This is a genomic window from Peribacillus sp. FSL P2-0133 (assembly GCF_037975445.1).
GTDB lineage: Bacteria > Bacillota > Bacilli > Bacillales > DSM-1321 > Peribacillus > Peribacillus simplex_E.
The window spans coordinates 1016677-1030940 of record NZ_CP150254.1; the positions used below are offsets into that span (position 1 = coordinate 1016677).

Below are 14264 nucleotides of genomic sequence, written 5' to 3' on the forward strand. Positions count from 1 at the left end.
GCAGTTTTTTCTGCTTTATATTGATGCTTTTTGGAGATGCAGTATTAAATTACTTTTGGATAGGCGTTTTTAAACATTTTATTTTTTCATCTACAATTCGAAATCTTTAATAACAGCAGTTGGATGTAATACTTTTTCCGAATCGAACGCTTCCAATGGTTCTTCATTTTGAACTTTCTTTACCCAGTCGTGATTAGCCAATGCTCCTTTACCTAAAGAGTGTTAGTAGGCGGACCAAAGACCATAAAGAAAGAGCTGCCAATTTTGGCAGCTCTTTTCATTATTAAATCTTAATATCGACCTTAGCATTTTTCTGAAGTTCTTCCACATGCTTCACAAGCTTTTCTTGTTTCTTTTGCTGCTCTAGTTGTTCCTTGATTTGCGGCTTCATTTCTTCGAGTTTCTGTACCTTCTGTCCGCTTGTTTTAGCTTGCTCTGCAACCTGGTCGTAATACTTTTGGATTTCTTCATCAGTTGCTTCTTCCACTTTAATCTCTTTTTCGACGTACTTCGTATATGGGATGTTCTCTGCGATCTGAGCATTCAGCGTTTCCGTATTCAGACCTGCTTGCTTCATCGCTTCCTTGAATTTCTCTTCACTCTCATATGGTTTTTTGATTTCGGCAAGTTGCTTTTCAATTTCGGCCTTGGAAGCTGTGTAGCCCTTTTTATCAGCTGCTTGAAGCAGCAATTTTTGCCCAACTAAAGAATTGAGCGTTTGCTCTTTAATTTGTTTGGCTCCCTCCTTGGTTGTTGGGTCTTGTCCGAATTGCTGCATCTGCATTTGTGTGGTAGACAACACGGTATTATATTCCGCACCTGAAATTTTTTCGTCATTGACGATGGCCACCGTTTTCTTTTCATCCACCTTTTGCTTGTCTAGTTTCTTCTGCATTTCTTCCATTTGTTTTTGCTGTTCCTCAGTTGCTTTAGCCGTTTCTTTCTCAGTTGTTTTAGTCTCTTTCTCGTCATTTTTCTTATCAGCTTCATCGTTCGAACCACAAGCCGTTAGAACAACTGCCAATAATCCAATGATGATTGGGTACAATAGTTTCTTCATATTTCAGTCTCCTCTCGTATTCAATGCTAAAAAATCATCTAATGCGCATTATAAAGGAATTTCCCATTAAAACACAATATATTCATTCTTTTTTCCAGAAAACAGGAAGATAGTATAGGCATTATCTCATTATATAAGTGTAACATTCGCGGAAATGAACCATTTTACCCTTCGTCATGAAATAAGCTTAAAAGGAATGCGAAGGCTGATACGTGGTGAGACAGAAACTTGTAGTCTATCACTTACACACAAACATTGCTTAGTAACTATTGTATCTAAAACTTGTATGGTATTTTATACCTTATCATCCGAATGTAGTTCATTTAGCCTATATGTTGAGAATTTTAATCATGAACGGAGTGAGCCGTGACAATGAGAAAAGTGAAACAAAGGGACAGGATCGGATATTCAGCTATTGGAGGTATAGATTTTGAAAGGAAAATCAAGGCTGCCATTTGAATTGGCAGGATATTTAAAGTTGGGGGATGCCGTCATCATTACGGATCAAGATCATCGCATACTTGATAATAATGGATATTATGAAAGGACGACAGGGTATTCAAGGAACAGTATCATTAGGTTCAAAGCTGGATTCCTAAAGTCAGGGATAACACCTTTGTATACATACACATCCCTGAAAAACGAGTTAAGGGAAGGAAATCCTTGGTCAGGGGTCTTCACCAACCGAAAGAAATCGGGTGACATTTGGCATTTCTCTATTACGATTACTCCTATTCATCTAGGGGGGCAGTGGTATTTTGTAGGGATTTTCCGTGAACTGGAACAATTGAAAGAAGGGATTTACCTCTCGGAAAAGAAAAGGGCAGAGACTCAAAGGGAATTGTTAAAGGTCTTCGCCATTTCATTCGAAATCCGTGATTCAGGCCCTTGAGAGTTCAAAACCTAACCGAGCGGCTAGTTATGGTTTATAATCGAAGATGCCAGCTTGAACTATCTAAAAGCTATATGAATCATATCGTTCATTCAAGTATTCTACATGATATCGGGAAAGCGGAGATTCCTGAGGGGATATTATACAAACCTGGCCCGTTATCTCCATATAAACGAAAAATCATCGAGATGCATCCGTTAATGGGATCCGATATTTTGAATAAGATTTCAAAGGAAATGAACAATGATGTGATCAGCAGCCTGGAAGTGGCTGAAAACATCATCCTCCATCATCATGAAAAATGGGATGGAACTGGATATCCACATCGTTTGAAAGGTGAGGACATCCCATTGGAAGCTAGAATAGTTGCCATTGTGGATGTGTTCGATGCATTGACCAGCAGAAGGCCGTATAAAGATTCCTGGACAGTGGAGCGGGCATTATCTTTCATAAACGAACAAAAAGGAAAGCATTTCGACCCATCCATCGTGGTGTCTTTCTTTTGTTATTTTAATGAAAAGGCGGCGCAGAAAAATGGTTTCGAAACCGTTCGCAGCACAGGGATATATTAAACAACGAACTCGTCGAATATCATATCCTGATATAATGGGGTAATGCTTCGTGGAAAGAAAAGGTCGCATCAGCCTTCTGGATCTGATCGTTAACCCTTGGAGACCAAGGGGGGACGGCTCCTTATCAATTGTAGGGTTAAAAAGAAAATCCCTACTAATTTACCCTAAAAGTAGAGAAGCCTTATTACTACATTCCTTTTTTCTTAATTCTATTAAAGTAATAAACGACTGCGATTACCAGAATCAACAGTACCAAAACAATCCTTACATCGTCCGATGCCTTCAATATTTGTGTTACCGAATACGCTTCGACAAGGAGGGCAGGCAGTTTTCCGATGGATGTCGCGAGAAAGAAAATCATCATTCCCGTCTTGCTTAATGCTGCTGTGAGGTTGATCACGCCGGATGGAATAAAAGGAAGGAGCCTAAGCATCAGAATCATCCAAAATGCATGAAATCCTTGTGACTTTTGCAGCTTCATGATCCACCGGTTCTTCATGAACTTGGGTTTGAATGTTTGAAAGCCCTTTCGATATAACCAAAAGCTGACCACTGCTCCGGCAATTTCCCCCATGTAAGAAAGGATCAACCCCTTTTCAAATCCAAATACGGTGATATTGGCAGCCGTGATGAATACGCTTGGAATAAAACCAAGCACGCTAATCAATATATTGAATGCTAAACTTACAGCAATGGAAAAAGGGCCGCTGGAAAGTAATGCCTCAGAAATGAAATTCATATCAATCCACGGAACTCCATTTATAACCGATGCCCCAGACCGTTTTCAAATGTTGATCTGCAGGAAAACCGGCATGACGCAATTTCTCTCTAATATTTCGAATATGGGAATCGATTGTCCGATCTTCCGTATCCGTTTTAAATCCCCATATGGTCGAAAGGAGGTGGTCTCTGGAATACACTTGATCTGGGGATTTTAAAAACAGGCGCAACAGTGAGAACTCTTTTGGTGTTAATGGGATTGTTTTGGTATGATAATGTGCTTCATAAGCGGATTCATTTAATTTTAGCCCCCTAAAGATCACATGATCATCCTGATTATGCACTCGCCGCGTGACCGCTTCGATTCTGGCAAGTAAAACATCTTCATTAAAGGGTTTCGTAATATAATCGTCTGCGCCCTTTTTCAACCCTTTCACCATTTCTTGTGCAGCATCCCGGGCTGTGAGCATGATTATGGGAATATTGGAAAACGCACGGATCCTTTCGCACGTTTTCCACCCATCCATCTCAGGCATCATTACATCAAGAAGTACTATGTCCGCATGTTTATGCCTTAAGAACTGTATGGCTTCATGTCCAGATTTAATCTTCACGCATGTATATCCGTGAGGTGTAATGTATAGATCTAATAGATCAAGCATTCTCTGTTCATCATCAACCAGAACTACTGTCTTCATTTGTTATCTCCTTAAATGTGATAGTGAAGCACGTTCCTTGCTTCAAGTCGCTTTTAACCGAAATGGTTCCTCCTTGTATCTCCACTAATTGCTTGACGATGGAGAGCCCCAATCCGAATCCACCGGTATCTCTGGCGCGTGATTTCTCGACACGATATAAACGATCAAAGATATGGGGGATATCTTCAGGGGGAATGCCAACTCCTTGATCAATTACGGAGATGGAAATCCTGCCAAGGCATTCAGTGGCTTTGATGGTGGTGACTGTATATTCGTTCGAGTACTTCAGCGCATTATCCAGCAGGTTAAGAATGACTTGCTCAAACCGTGAGGGATCTATATCTATAAATAAATCATCCTTACATTCCAGATTCAATTGAATTCTTTCATTTGTAAAAGCCGGTAAAACTTTTTCGTGAATGTTTCGCAGGAATGAAGAGAGCTTGACGGTTTCTTTTGATATGGTGAATGTATTTAGATCCATTCTAGCCATATTGAATAGTTCGTCCAATAATCTGTTTAATCGTTCTGATTCATCATGGATGATCTCTAAATATCGTGATCGTTCGGAATCATCCAAATCTTTCCGTCGGGCAACGTCAGCATATCCCTTTATATAAGTTAGCGGCGTGCGCAGTTCATGAGAGATACTTGCCAAAAATTCATTCCGTTCCTTCTTTAAATAGTTCAATTCATCAGCCAAGCTTTGAATGGATTGGGCGAGCTCCCCGAGTTCATCATGAGATCGTACTGGCACAGCCACTGAAAAATTCCCTTTGCTGAGCTTGGTTGTCGCTTCCTTCATCGCTATCAGTGGTCTAGTTAAAGCCTTTGATAGAAAATAAATGATGACAAGCATGAAGAAAAGGAGCAAAGCGGTCGCAAGAAGGAAATGCCTATTCAATTGTGCGATTAAATCCTCCACATCTCTTGTATCTTTGAACATATAAACATAGCCTTTGTTTTCTTCATCGCTGATAAATGGCGTAACGGTGGCTATATATCTTTCATCCTTCCAACTCGATTGGATGATCAGACCTTTTCGGGGTACCTGCGGTAGGTTTTTAGCTAAGATTTTTTCCATTCCCCCATTTACCTTTTCGGAAGATATCAGAATATCTCCTCTTGTATCCGTAATCACGACATCTGTATCGTTATGTGATTCCATCAGGCCGATATGCTGAAGGGTTGAGCCGGAATACGTAATTTCCAACACATCACGATGACTATTGCCACGGGCCTTCAGTGAATCCAATTCCTGATTGACACGGGAATGTATCACTTTATTATGCAAGTAAACCATGGAAACGGTTTCTATCAAAAAAATGCAAACAAATATAGATAGTCCGAGCTTAAATGAGATTTTCAGGAGCATTCACCTTCTTATAGAATAAAGTCAGTTTAGCGAAAAAATATGAAGAAAGTATGCATTTCTTCAATTTCTTCGCATCTTCTTAAACAATAATACGGTTTTAAAAGGGAACAAGCCAATAAATTGGCGAGGTCATTAGCTTAATGCTGGAGGGAGCGGTTACGCGTTCATTAACGTACAAAAACTGCCTTCAAGATGGTTCGGAGTGCATCCCGTTGTTATTAAAAAAATAGATGCTTATTCATTACTTGAATTTATATATACTAGTCTTATTTTAATCACCTATAACAATATGAAACTGCCAGGGAATTGGGCAGTTTTTTGATTTAGTTCATTCGAAATATTTTGTATTAAGGAAACATTTTGTCGTAAGTGAATACTATGTAAGAAAGGAGCTGAACCATATGAATTGTACAAACCGTACGCAGAAAAAAATAATCGCTTATTCCGCATTATTCAAAAAAATGGGCATTCTCAATGAAGAGGAATACAAAAACATCGCAAAGACTTTTCAAACTAAGGATTGAGGAAGTGTCCATTGGATCTATTCATTAACTTTCATCCTGCATTAAACGGTCTGTAAAACCCCCGCCTTTCAATTTTTCGAATGAGGAGGGGGGACTGCAGTCTGGCAGGTACTCATTTGCTCCCATTAATTACGGAGGAGGATGATGGTTTCCCTTACTATCTCTTAAGGGGTGTCGCCGATGCCGTCAATTTGTCCCGCTCTGATTCCTATCGGAATTCATCTGTTTGACGGCTTCGCTTTTAGCCATACATCTAGACGAAATGATGTATCCTAAGTTTGAAAAACTACATATATGATGGATGTTCATGGCAAATTGGAGGGGATTATTGAAAATGGGCAGGCCATATATTTTGGCTATCGCTTAATTTCTGCCGTTTTTAATGGAGGTTAAAAAGTGAAAAGGAAGATTGTTGTGATCCGCTGGTGTTCTCTGCGATAATGGAATAAAGAAATCGAAAAGGAGTTACGTAGGATGGCAGAGGACTTTAAGATTCCCAGCTTGAAAGTTGATGAGATCGATAAGAAAATCATTTCGGTTTTACATGAAGATGCGCGAATTTCGTATACCGACTTAGCGAAGAAAGTGGAGCTCTCCAGGGTTGCGGTTCAGATGAGAATCAATCATCTTGTTGAAAACGGTGTGATCGAGAGGTTCACAGCGGTCATAAATCCTGCTAAGGTCGGTATCCATGTTTCGGCATTCTTTAACGTTGAGGTTGAGCCTAAATATCTGGAATCGGTCGCACAGCAATTAGAAAGTGAACCGGCAGTAACGAGTTTATATCATATGACCGGTCCGAGTAAACTCCATATGCACGGAATCTTTACTGATAACCAGGAGATGGAACGTTTTCTCAATGAGAAGCTGTATGCGGTCGTCGGTGTTGTCAGCGTTGATTGCCAAATTCTCATTAAACGTTATAAAAGCCGGATGGGCATGAAGCTTTAAATGAAAAAATCCCCCTATATAGGTGGATTTTTTATTATAATGTGAGCGGGATGATAAAGCCGCCGTACGCAAAGGCAAGGATGATTACGAAGGCCGGGTGGATCTTGAATTTACCTAGGGCCAAAAAGGCCAATCCAGCGATGACGATTGAATGGATGTAGCCGATGGAACCGACGGCATCCTCGGCCATATTCCAGGTGAGCAATAACATCATGATCGCAATCACGGGCTGTACAAGCAGGGACATGCCTTTTACGATAGGTGATTGCTTGTATTTTCGTAGGATTTTTAATAAATATATCAAAGCCACGGCTGAAGGGATGATCGTGCCTGCCAATGCGGCTAGAAATCCTGGCCAGCCATATACATCATATCCGACATATGCGGCTATTTTCGTGGCGATCGGTCCTGGGAGTGAATTTCCTAACGCAAGCATTTGTGAGAACTCGGTATTATCAAGCCAGCCATAACGAGTGACGATTTGATCATACATAAGCGGAATCGAGGCTGGACCTCCGCCATAACCAAGAATATTGGCAATGAAAAACGCTAGAAAAACAGCTACTCCTATTGGGATAATAAGACCCATTAAGTGGATTCCTCCTTCCTATTAACCTTTTTATTTTTCAATCTTTCCTTTAATTTATAATGGAAAGCACCATATAAAAGGAAAATCATAATGACGATACCCGGATGCAGGGAAATGACCTGCAGAAGCAAAAAGGAAATCGCAAAGAAGGTGATACCGAGCACCTTTCCTAACCCTTTTACCGTCTTTTCGCCAAACTCATAAGCCATTTGACCAAGCATGACAGCAACAACCGGCATTACAGCAGCGATCATATTACTGATCATTGCCGAATTACTTAAAACATTAATGAATGCAATCAAGAAAACCATCGCAATGCATGAAGGTAAAACGTGAGCGGCCACGCTGACGATGGCTCCAGGCCAGCCTTTTAATTTATAACCAAGATATGCTGCCATCTTAGTGGCAATAGGTCCTGGGAGTGTATTGGCAATCGCCAAAGTGTCCCCGAATTCATCATCGTCGAGCCAGTGATAACGGGAAACTGCTTCGTGGCGGATGAGCGGGATGACAGATGGCCCGCCGCCGAAACCTAAAATCCCCGTTCTCATCATCCCGATCGTCAATTCCGTATATGGATTTTTCAAGAACGATTCCTCCTTGGTTTTAGAATTCTTTTCCATGATTATGAATAAATGATAACAAAAATGCTTTCGAAATGTACATGAAATCATGATAATAATTACGTAATGAATGTATAAAAGGTATATTTCAATGCAATAGGTTGAAGTAAATAAAAATTGGATTACCTAAGAAAAACAAACAAGTAAAAATACAAAAAGTACCCTATAGGCAGACCTTTTTAAAGTGACTGCTCTATAGGGTACTTTTTAAAATATAACTCTAACAAACTTTTTAATATGGGTTATTCTTCCCGAATGACTAATAACACACCAATAAAAATTAATATTGTACCTATCCAAAAAGACAAGCCGATTTGTTCACCTAGTATTAACCAACCTAAAAAAGTACCCACTATAGGTTGTAAAAAGAAAAATAATCCCCCACTTGATGCGGTTAGCATTTGCAGTCCGCGATTCCACAGTAAAAAGGCACATGCTGTGGAAATAACGCCCAAGTATAAAAGGCCGCCCCATATGGATGGATGCATGATTGCTTGAAAATCAAGCTCATCTAATCGACTAATCGTAACAGGTGTTAAAAAGACAATTGCCACAAGCACTGCATATGTCGTTATAACAATTTGTGAATATTGCCCAGGTATTCGTTTAATTAGAACAGACATAAGTGCCCAAGTTAATGCAGCAATAAGCAGTGATACGCCCCCAAGTTGGTAAGATGAGCCAATATGGGCATTTCCGACAATGATACCGACACCGATCGTCGCTAAAATAACAGAAATTGATTTTTTAAAAGTAATCTTTTCTTTTAAAACGATACGTGCAAATATCACCATAAATGCAGGTGTTGTCGAAGTAATGATGGCTCCCATTTGTGCAGTGGATAGTAGCGTACCGACTTCCTGGGTTACAATAGAAATTGTGTTTCCAACAAGTCCTATAATGAAAACCAAAAGCCAGTCTCGTTTTTCAATCCGCCAAGATTGTTTTGTTATAAAACCAATTGTCAGCAATGCTAAAATCGCAATTACATATCGTAATAATACTAATTCAAGTGGTGGAACAACCTCTACCACAACTTTTACCACAACATACATCCCGCCCCAAATGCTAGCAGCGAGTGATAAATATAAAGAACCTAATATAGTGTTTTTCATTTTGTACCCTCCGTTTTAACTAAATATTCCCAGTCCTTAACGGAGATGCAATTTTCTACCGTTAAGGAAGAATAACTGCAGGTACATCATTTTCGAATAGCGGTGACCACAACATCAGCTTTCAGCTCTCTTTCAAAAATATTCTTTCAATAATTTTAGTTAATTATAAAGCTATACCGAGCTTCATTCGATTCAAAAATCAGTAAGTTATATTAAATATAAAGGATTTTAGTTATTTATAAAAGAACAAAAAATAGTTTTAGACACAGCGTACCATTTGAAAAACAACTCCCTTGAAAATCTTCCATTAAAAAACTACTTTACACATTGAAGCCAATTTATCCGGCGTGATTGCAAAAGAGGGACCGGTTAACGTAGATGTAGAAACCACAACTAGAAACCCCACCAGTTGTTAATAGGAAAAGGTGGGGTTTTGTTAGGTGTTTTAAGCTTTAGTATACTGTCTCGATTGACGAATAATCTTTGCTTTTTTTTTAATGTAAGATTGAAAAATGGATTCTAGTTGGAATGAAAAGAGGGATTTATAGGGAAGGGAAACAAATGGTACAGTAATGATGTTAGTCAAATTGTCGGCAGCGGTAATGATGAAGTAATAAAGCTGGAAAGAAAAAACATGGATTAGGATTAAAAGGCTCCCTTAAAGAGTTTAATCCTAATCCACCATTAAGTTGAATTTTTTAGTGCATGACCTTTCCAGAAGCATCACAAGCGGTTATATTTTCTTTCGATTTTCCTGAACTCATCCGAAAGCTCAAATAAGGTGTGTAATACTGCTGTTTGAATATATAGATTCATATAATTATCATTACTTTTCTTTTGAAAAGATAAATCATGTTTTTCATTAATTTTATGAGTTATACATTCATTAATTTCGCGCCACATTTCTTTTGTTCCTTCTTTAATTTTAGTCTCCATAATCTCCCACTCCTTTTTTATTAGTTTATCCAATCTATTACATTCTTATACTTATTTTTTGGCCAATCTGGTAACTTTTTTATTTTAAAATTAATATCTACTGTTCAAGTTATGATTCTTTGAGTAGGAAAAGGAAAGAGAAGCGACTATAGTGTTAGTCCACAATTAGTTTTTTGTAGAAATTAATAACCTCTAATGGATGATGACTTCTCCTTATTTTTCGAGTTTGTTTTCAAACAGCAGGATACCCAAAGGGCTAATGAACTACGGGTTCTTTGCTTCATTAAGGGAGTTTGCTTTGGCAGCACACTTATGGAGTTAAAGGGAAAGGATAGCTGCATAAGATCGTATGGTGCCGGATGGCTTATTTTCAATTAAAGGGATTTGATGAAAGATAAGGAATAAAAACGAAATAATCTACAGAAAATACTTCTATTAACTACAAAATAGGAGTGTATATATGGAACAAACACTTTATGAAAAAGTTGGCGGAGAAGAAGCGATAGCAAAAGTTGTGGACTATTTTTACTCCGAGTTGGTTCTTAAGGATGATACAGTTAATCATTTTTTTGAAAAGACGGATATGGAAAAACAACGCCGTCATCAGACAAAATTTATTAGTTTTGCATTAGGTGGTCCAAAACAATATTCTGGACAATCCATGGCAAAAGCTCACCAAGGATTGAATCTGCAACCAGCCCATTTTGATGCCATTGTAAAACATCTAAACGATGCACTTGCTCACTTTGGAGTGAATGAAGCCGACATAGATACAGCTTTAACTAAAGTTGCTTCATTAAGAGATGATATCTTGTATAAATAACCGATATTTAGCTAAAAGGTACTTTGCTTCAGGAGCTGACTAGCAGCTCCTTTTCTTATGGAAGTAAAGGGAGTTCCATAGGGGGATTATTAAATAAAATTTAGCTCAAAAGAATGACCACTCCTACTCTTCGTAGGAATGGTCCAAAATAAATTGTTTGAATTTTTGAGTTGCAGGTGATAAATATCTTCCCTCTACCCAAGCAATTCCAATTGTCCGTTGGCAATGCGGACTTTTGATAGGTATTTTTGTTATTTTACTTTGGTCTGTCCCCTTTAAATTCGGCAGAATTGAAATTCCCAGTCCAGCAGCGACAAGCCCTGCAACGGTGTCTGCTTCCTCTCCTTCAAATGTAATCTTAGGTGTAATTCCCGCTTCTTTAAAAGCTTGCTCGATGGTGATACGAAGGGAAAAACCTTTTTTTAAAGAGATAAAAGCTTCATCTGAAATTTCTTCTAACGTAATATTTTTACGATTAGAGTATTTGTGGGCTTTAGGGACAATAACAAAAAGTTCTTCTTTCCAAAGCTGTCTCCATACAATTGGTGATTTAATCTCCATTGAAGCAATTAGACAAAGATCGAATTCTCCTGATTGCATCTGATCAATAAGGTTATGGGAGGGACCTTGTCCGAGACGAAAATTGATTTTAGGATGGCAGGCACGAAAGGAAGCGAGTAAATCAGGTATATGACTTGTACTTAAAGTGTGCAGAAACCCAACAAACAACTTCACGATTTTACCAATATATTGTTATTAGAAACAGACAAATGATGGATTTAATAATTCCATACTACTACATGAACTAAGGCATGTATTTTTTGCCACGGCTACCACAGATTCAGCTCTTAATCCCGATATTCCATTAATAATTGCGATCCAACCTCACCGAATTGTTGTTCTGATTCTCATTCTCATAGTCCTAACTTGGATAATATAATGCATTCTCTTTCATGGAACAATATAGTATTAACCACATCACAACGGAGAAAAGCAGGAACTACTTTTTTATTCTTATAAATATATCACGATACATTAAAAGTGATTACATTATGAATAAAAGAAAAGGTGAAGAACAAATCATCTTTTCTTTTTTTGTAAAGGAAAATTTAATCGAAAAATTCCGAAAATTTTAAGTTGTTCATCATATCTTCGGGTGATATACTAGATTCACAAATGTAATCATGATTATAAAATTACTATGATTTCTTTGTAATTTCGATTAAAAATTTATAGAAAGCGCTTAAAGTGAGTTAAAAAATAATGATAATGACTACTTTACGCCGGATGAAAAAAGACTAAAAGGAGGATGAAAAATGCCAACCGAATATAAAGAAAAAGAAATTATCACTAATTTTCCTTATGCGTTTCAAACCATTGAAAACACTTGGATTGTTTTAAAAGATGGAACTAGACTATCAAGTCGTATCTGGTTGCCTGAAGTTAGGGAAGGTCAAAAAGTGCCTGCCATTTTAGAGTACATTCCTTACAGAAAAACAGACGGTACAAGGGCAAGAGATGAACCGATGCATGGTTATTTTGCCGGGCACGGGTATGCAGTTGTCAGAGTGGATATGAGAGGTTCGGGAGAATCAGATGGTCTGCTAAGGGATGAATACTTAAAGCAAGAACAAGATGATGCTCTGGAAGTTATTGATTGGATCTCAAAGCAAAATTGGTGTGATGGAAATATCGGTATGATGGGTAAATCATGGGGGGGCTTTAATTCCCTTCAAGTTGCAGCCAGAAGACCCAAAAATTTAAAAGCAATTATTACGCTCGGGTTTACCGATGACCGGTATAACAATGATATCCACTATAAAGGCGGCTGCCTCTTAAATGATAATTTCTGGTGGGGGGCCATTATGCTAGCCTATCAGTTGCGTCCACTTGACCCTCATGTTGTTGGGGATAGCTGGCGTGAAAAATGGCTGGAAAGATTAGAGGAAATGCCTTTATGGATGGCGCAATGGATGGAGCACCAAACGAGAGATGCTTATTGGAAGCATGGTTCAGTTTGTGAAAATTACGATGACATTGAAGTGCCAGTTCTAGCCATCGATGGTTGGGAAGATTCTTATACGAATACCGTATTAAGTTTAATGAAAGGGCTTTCAGTTCCTAGAAAGGGGATTATTGGTCCTTGGGCACACGTTTACCCTCATGATGGAGTTCCAGGACCAGCAATGGGCTTTTTGCAAGAAGCTGTTAAATGGTGGGACCATTGGCTAAAAGGAAAAGAGAACGATGCGATGGATGGACCAATGGTGAATGTATGGCTTGAGGAAAGCATGCCTCCTTCTTCCATTAAACCAGTAAGTAAAGGAGAGTGGGTTGGACTCGATTCCTGGCCATCAAATGAAGTTCTAAAGAAAACTTATCAATTGACTCATGGTAAATTGCTAGAAGAAAGAGATGAAACAGAAGAGCGAGTGTTATTAAAAACACCTTTAAATCACGGCCTTTTATCAGGTGAATGGATGGGTGCCGGAGTACCGGGTGAAAGTCCGTCAGACCAACGGTTGGATGATGGTATGGCGATGGTATTTGAAGGGGAGGTCTTAGAAAGCCCATTAGAAATAGTTGGTTATCCAAGATTTGAAATACACTTAACAAGTGACAAACCAAAGGCAATGCTCTTCGCACAACTATCAGATGTGGCACCAGATGGAGCCGTTACCCGTGTTTCTTATGGAGTAATGAATTTAACCCATTTAAATGGACATGATCAAGTAGACTTGTTAACCCCTGGTGAAAAGGTAAATGCATTTGTTAATTTAGACTGCTGCGGGCATAAGTTTAAATCCGGGCACCGGGTACGTTTATCTATTGCAACAACTTTTTGGCCAATGTTTTGGACAATGCCTGAGGATGCAACACTTACTCTGAATCTAGAAACCGCAAAGTTTTCATTACCAATCTTTAAAGGAAGCCGGGTATCTGGACCGAATATGAGTCCTCAAAGCGCGCCATTAACTCCGACAACTATGATTTCAGAGGGAAAAGTCGATCGTTCCATTTCATACGATATTTTAACGGATACATGGACTTGCATAACCGATGGTGTTGGAGGGGTATTTGGTGAAGGGGTCTATCGCTTTGATGACATCGATGTTACGGTTGAACACAATTTGAGACGAGAGTTGACATTAAGTAATGCTAATCCTCTTTCCGCGAAATATAGCATTTGTCAAAAAATGAGAATTGGCCGTGAGGGTTGGTGGATTGACGCTGACATTACCGTTACGCAAACTTCTGATGCAGAAAACTTTATGATTGTTGGGGAAATGGATGTTAAAGAAAACGACCGACCGGCATTTCATAAGAATTGGGATCAAAAGATTGAACGTTTAGGACTTTAAAAAGCCAGCGATTGGAGAGAAAAG

At 38.8% G+C, this 14264-nt stretch carries 13 protein-coding genes and 1 pseudogene; 5 read left to right on the forward strand and 9 right to left on the reverse strand.

The window, feature by feature from the left end; translation table 11 throughout:
• Positions 1-283 precede the first annotated feature (283 nt).
• Positions 284-1060, reverse strand: coding sequence for a SurA N-terminal domain-containing protein (locus MKY17_RS04840; RefSeq protein ID WP_098373337.1), 777 nt, complete (start codon positions 1058-1060; stop codon positions 284-286).
• Positions 1061-1490: 430 nt separating this feature from the next.
• Between MKY17_RS04840 and MKY17_RS04845 the strand changes: the two genes are divergently transcribed.
• The gene (locus MKY17_RS04845) at positions 1491-1952 is read left to right on the forward strand and encodes a PAS domain S-box protein (RefSeq protein ID WP_260398111.1); all 462 of its coding nucleotides are present in this window, start codon (positions 1491-1493) and stop codon (positions 1950-1952) included.
• Positions 1953-1981: 29 nt separating this feature from the next.
• Positions 1982-2524: an HD domain-containing phosphohydrolase gene (locus MKY17_RS04850; protein WP_286177219.1), complete on the forward strand. Its 543-nt coding sequence runs from the start codon at positions 1982-1984 to the stop codon at positions 2522-2524.
• Between the two features lie 187 nt (positions 2525-2711).
• On the opposite strand, the gene MKY17_RS04855 is transcribed toward MKY17_RS04850, so the two are convergent.
• Genes MKY17_RS04855 through MKY17_RS04865 form a run of 3 tightly spaced genes read right to left on the reverse strand, consistent with a single transcriptional unit; the run spans position 2712 to position 5317 of the window.
• Complete coding sequence (locus MKY17_RS04855; protein WP_098373336.1) at positions 2712-3263, reverse strand: VTT domain-containing protein; 552 nt, start codon at positions 3261-3263, stop codon at positions 2712-2714.
• Position 3264: 1 nt separating this feature from the next.
• Positions 3265-3942, reverse strand: a complete 678-nt coding sequence (locus MKY17_RS04860; RefSeq protein WP_098373335.1) for a response regulator transcription factor — start codon at positions 3940-3942, stop codon at positions 3265-3267.
• The gene (locus MKY17_RS04865; RefSeq protein WP_098373334.1) at positions 3920-5317 is read right to left on the reverse strand and encodes a HAMP domain-containing sensor histidine kinase; all 1398 of its coding nucleotides are present in this window, start codon (positions 5315-5317) and stop codon (positions 3920-3922) included. Before MKY17_RS04865 ends, MKY17_RS04860 begins: the two co-directional genes overlap by 23 nt.
• Positions 5318-6315: 998 nt before the next feature.
• Between MKY17_RS04865 and MKY17_RS04870 the strand changes: the two genes are divergently transcribed.
• Positions 6316-6792, forward strand: coding sequence for an Lrp/AsnC family transcriptional regulator (locus MKY17_RS04870; protein ID WP_034315019.1), 477 nt, complete (start codon positions 6316-6318; stop codon positions 6790-6792).
• 34 nt (positions 6793-6826) lie between these two features.
• Here the strand turns inward: MKY17_RS04870 and MKY17_RS04875 are convergent, their stop codons facing one another.
• The 4 genes from MKY17_RS04875 to MKY17_RS04890 all read right to left on the reverse strand — a co-directional run bounded on the left by MKY17_RS04875 (position 6827) and on the right by MKY17_RS04890 (position 10055).
• Complete coding sequence (locus MKY17_RS04875; RefSeq protein ID WP_098373333.1) at positions 6827-7381, reverse strand: chromate transporter; 555 nt, start codon at positions 7379-7381, stop codon at positions 6827-6829.
• Complete coding sequence (locus tag MKY17_RS04880) at positions 7381-7968, reverse strand: chromate transporter (protein WP_098373332.1); 588 nt, start codon at positions 7966-7968, stop codon at positions 7381-7383. The genes MKY17_RS04875 and MKY17_RS04880 overlap by 1 nt, the downstream gene beginning before the upstream one ends.
• 278 nt (positions 7969-8246) lie before the next feature.
• Complete coding sequence (locus tag MKY17_RS04885; protein ID WP_098373331.1) at positions 8247-9119, reverse strand: EamA family transporter; 873 nt, start codon at positions 9117-9119, stop codon at positions 8247-8249.
• A 723-nt stretch (positions 9120-9842) separates the two neighbouring features.
• A complete protein-coding gene (locus MKY17_RS04890) occupies positions 9843-10055 on the reverse strand; it encodes a hypothetical protein (RefSeq protein ID WP_098373330.1) in 213 nt (70 codons plus the stop codon).
• Between the two features lie 460 nt (positions 10056-10515).
• Between MKY17_RS04890 and MKY17_RS04895 the strand changes: the two genes are divergently transcribed.
• On the forward strand, positions 10516-10878 hold the full coding sequence (locus tag MKY17_RS04895) for a group 1 truncated hemoglobin (protein ID WP_098373329.1): 363 nt from the start codon (positions 10516-10518) through the stop codon (positions 10876-10878).
• Between the two features lie 123 nt (positions 10879-11001).
• On the opposite strand, the pseudogene MKY17_RS04900 reads toward MKY17_RS04895, so the two are convergent.
• Positions 11002-11601 (reverse strand): annotated as a pseudogene (locus tag MKY17_RS04900) (LysR substrate-binding domain-containing protein); the annotation flags it as partial.
• Positions 11602-12194: 593 nt separating this feature from the next.
• Between MKY17_RS04900 and MKY17_RS04905 the strand changes: the two are divergent.
• On the forward strand, positions 12195-14240 hold the full coding sequence (locus MKY17_RS04905) for a CocE/NonD family hydrolase (protein WP_098373327.1): 2046 nt from the start codon (positions 12195-12197) through the stop codon (positions 14238-14240).
• Positions 14241-14264: the final 24 nt, after the last annotated feature.

What these genes read in the sequence shown, in the direction of transcription:
- MKY17_RS04840 (WP_098373337.1), bottom strand. Translation starts at nt 1,060, where the DNA reads ATGAAGAAACTATTGTACCCAATCATCATTGGATTATTGGCAGTTGTT.
- MKY17_RS04850 (WP_286177219.1), top strand. Translation starts at nt 1,982, where the DNA reads ATGGTTTATAATCGAAGATGCCAGCTTGAACTATCTAAAAGCTATATG.
- MKY17_RS04855 (WP_098373336.1), bottom strand. Translation starts at nt 3,263, where the DNA reads ATGAATTTCATTTCTGAGGCATTACTTTCCAGCGGCCCTTTTTCCATT.
- MKY17_RS04860 (WP_098373335.1), bottom strand. Translation starts at nt 3,942, where the DNA reads ATGAAGACAGTAGTTCTGGTTGATGATGAACAGAGAATGCTTGATCTA.
- MKY17_RS04865 (WP_098373334.1), bottom strand. Translation starts at nt 5,317, where the DNA reads ATGCTCCTGAAAATCTCATTTAAGCTCGGACTATCTATATTTGTTTGC.
- MKY17_RS04870 (WP_034315019.1), top strand. Translation starts at nt 6,316, where the DNA reads ATGGCAGAGGACTTTAAGATTCCCAGCTTGAAAGTTGATGAGATCGAT.
- MKY17_RS04875 (WP_098373333.1), bottom strand. Translation starts at nt 7,381, where the DNA reads ATGGGTCTTATTATCCCAATAGGAGTAGCTGTTTTTCTAGCGTTTTTC.
- MKY17_RS04885 (WP_098373331.1), bottom strand. Translation starts at nt 9,119, where the DNA reads ATGAAAAACACTATATTAGGTTCTTTATATTTATCACTCGCTGCTAGC.
- MKY17_RS04890 (WP_098373330.1), bottom strand. Translation starts at nt 10,055, where the DNA reads ATGGAGACTAAAATTAAAGAAGGAACAAAAGAAATGTGGCGCGAAATT.
- MKY17_RS04895 (WP_098373329.1), top strand. Translation starts at nt 10,516, where the DNA reads ATGGAACAAACACTTTATGAAAAAGTTGGCGGAGAAGAAGCGATAGCA.
- MKY17_RS04905 (WP_098373327.1), top strand. Translation starts at nt 12,195, where the DNA reads ATGCCAACCGAATATAAAGAAAAAGAAATTATCACTAATTTTCCTTAT.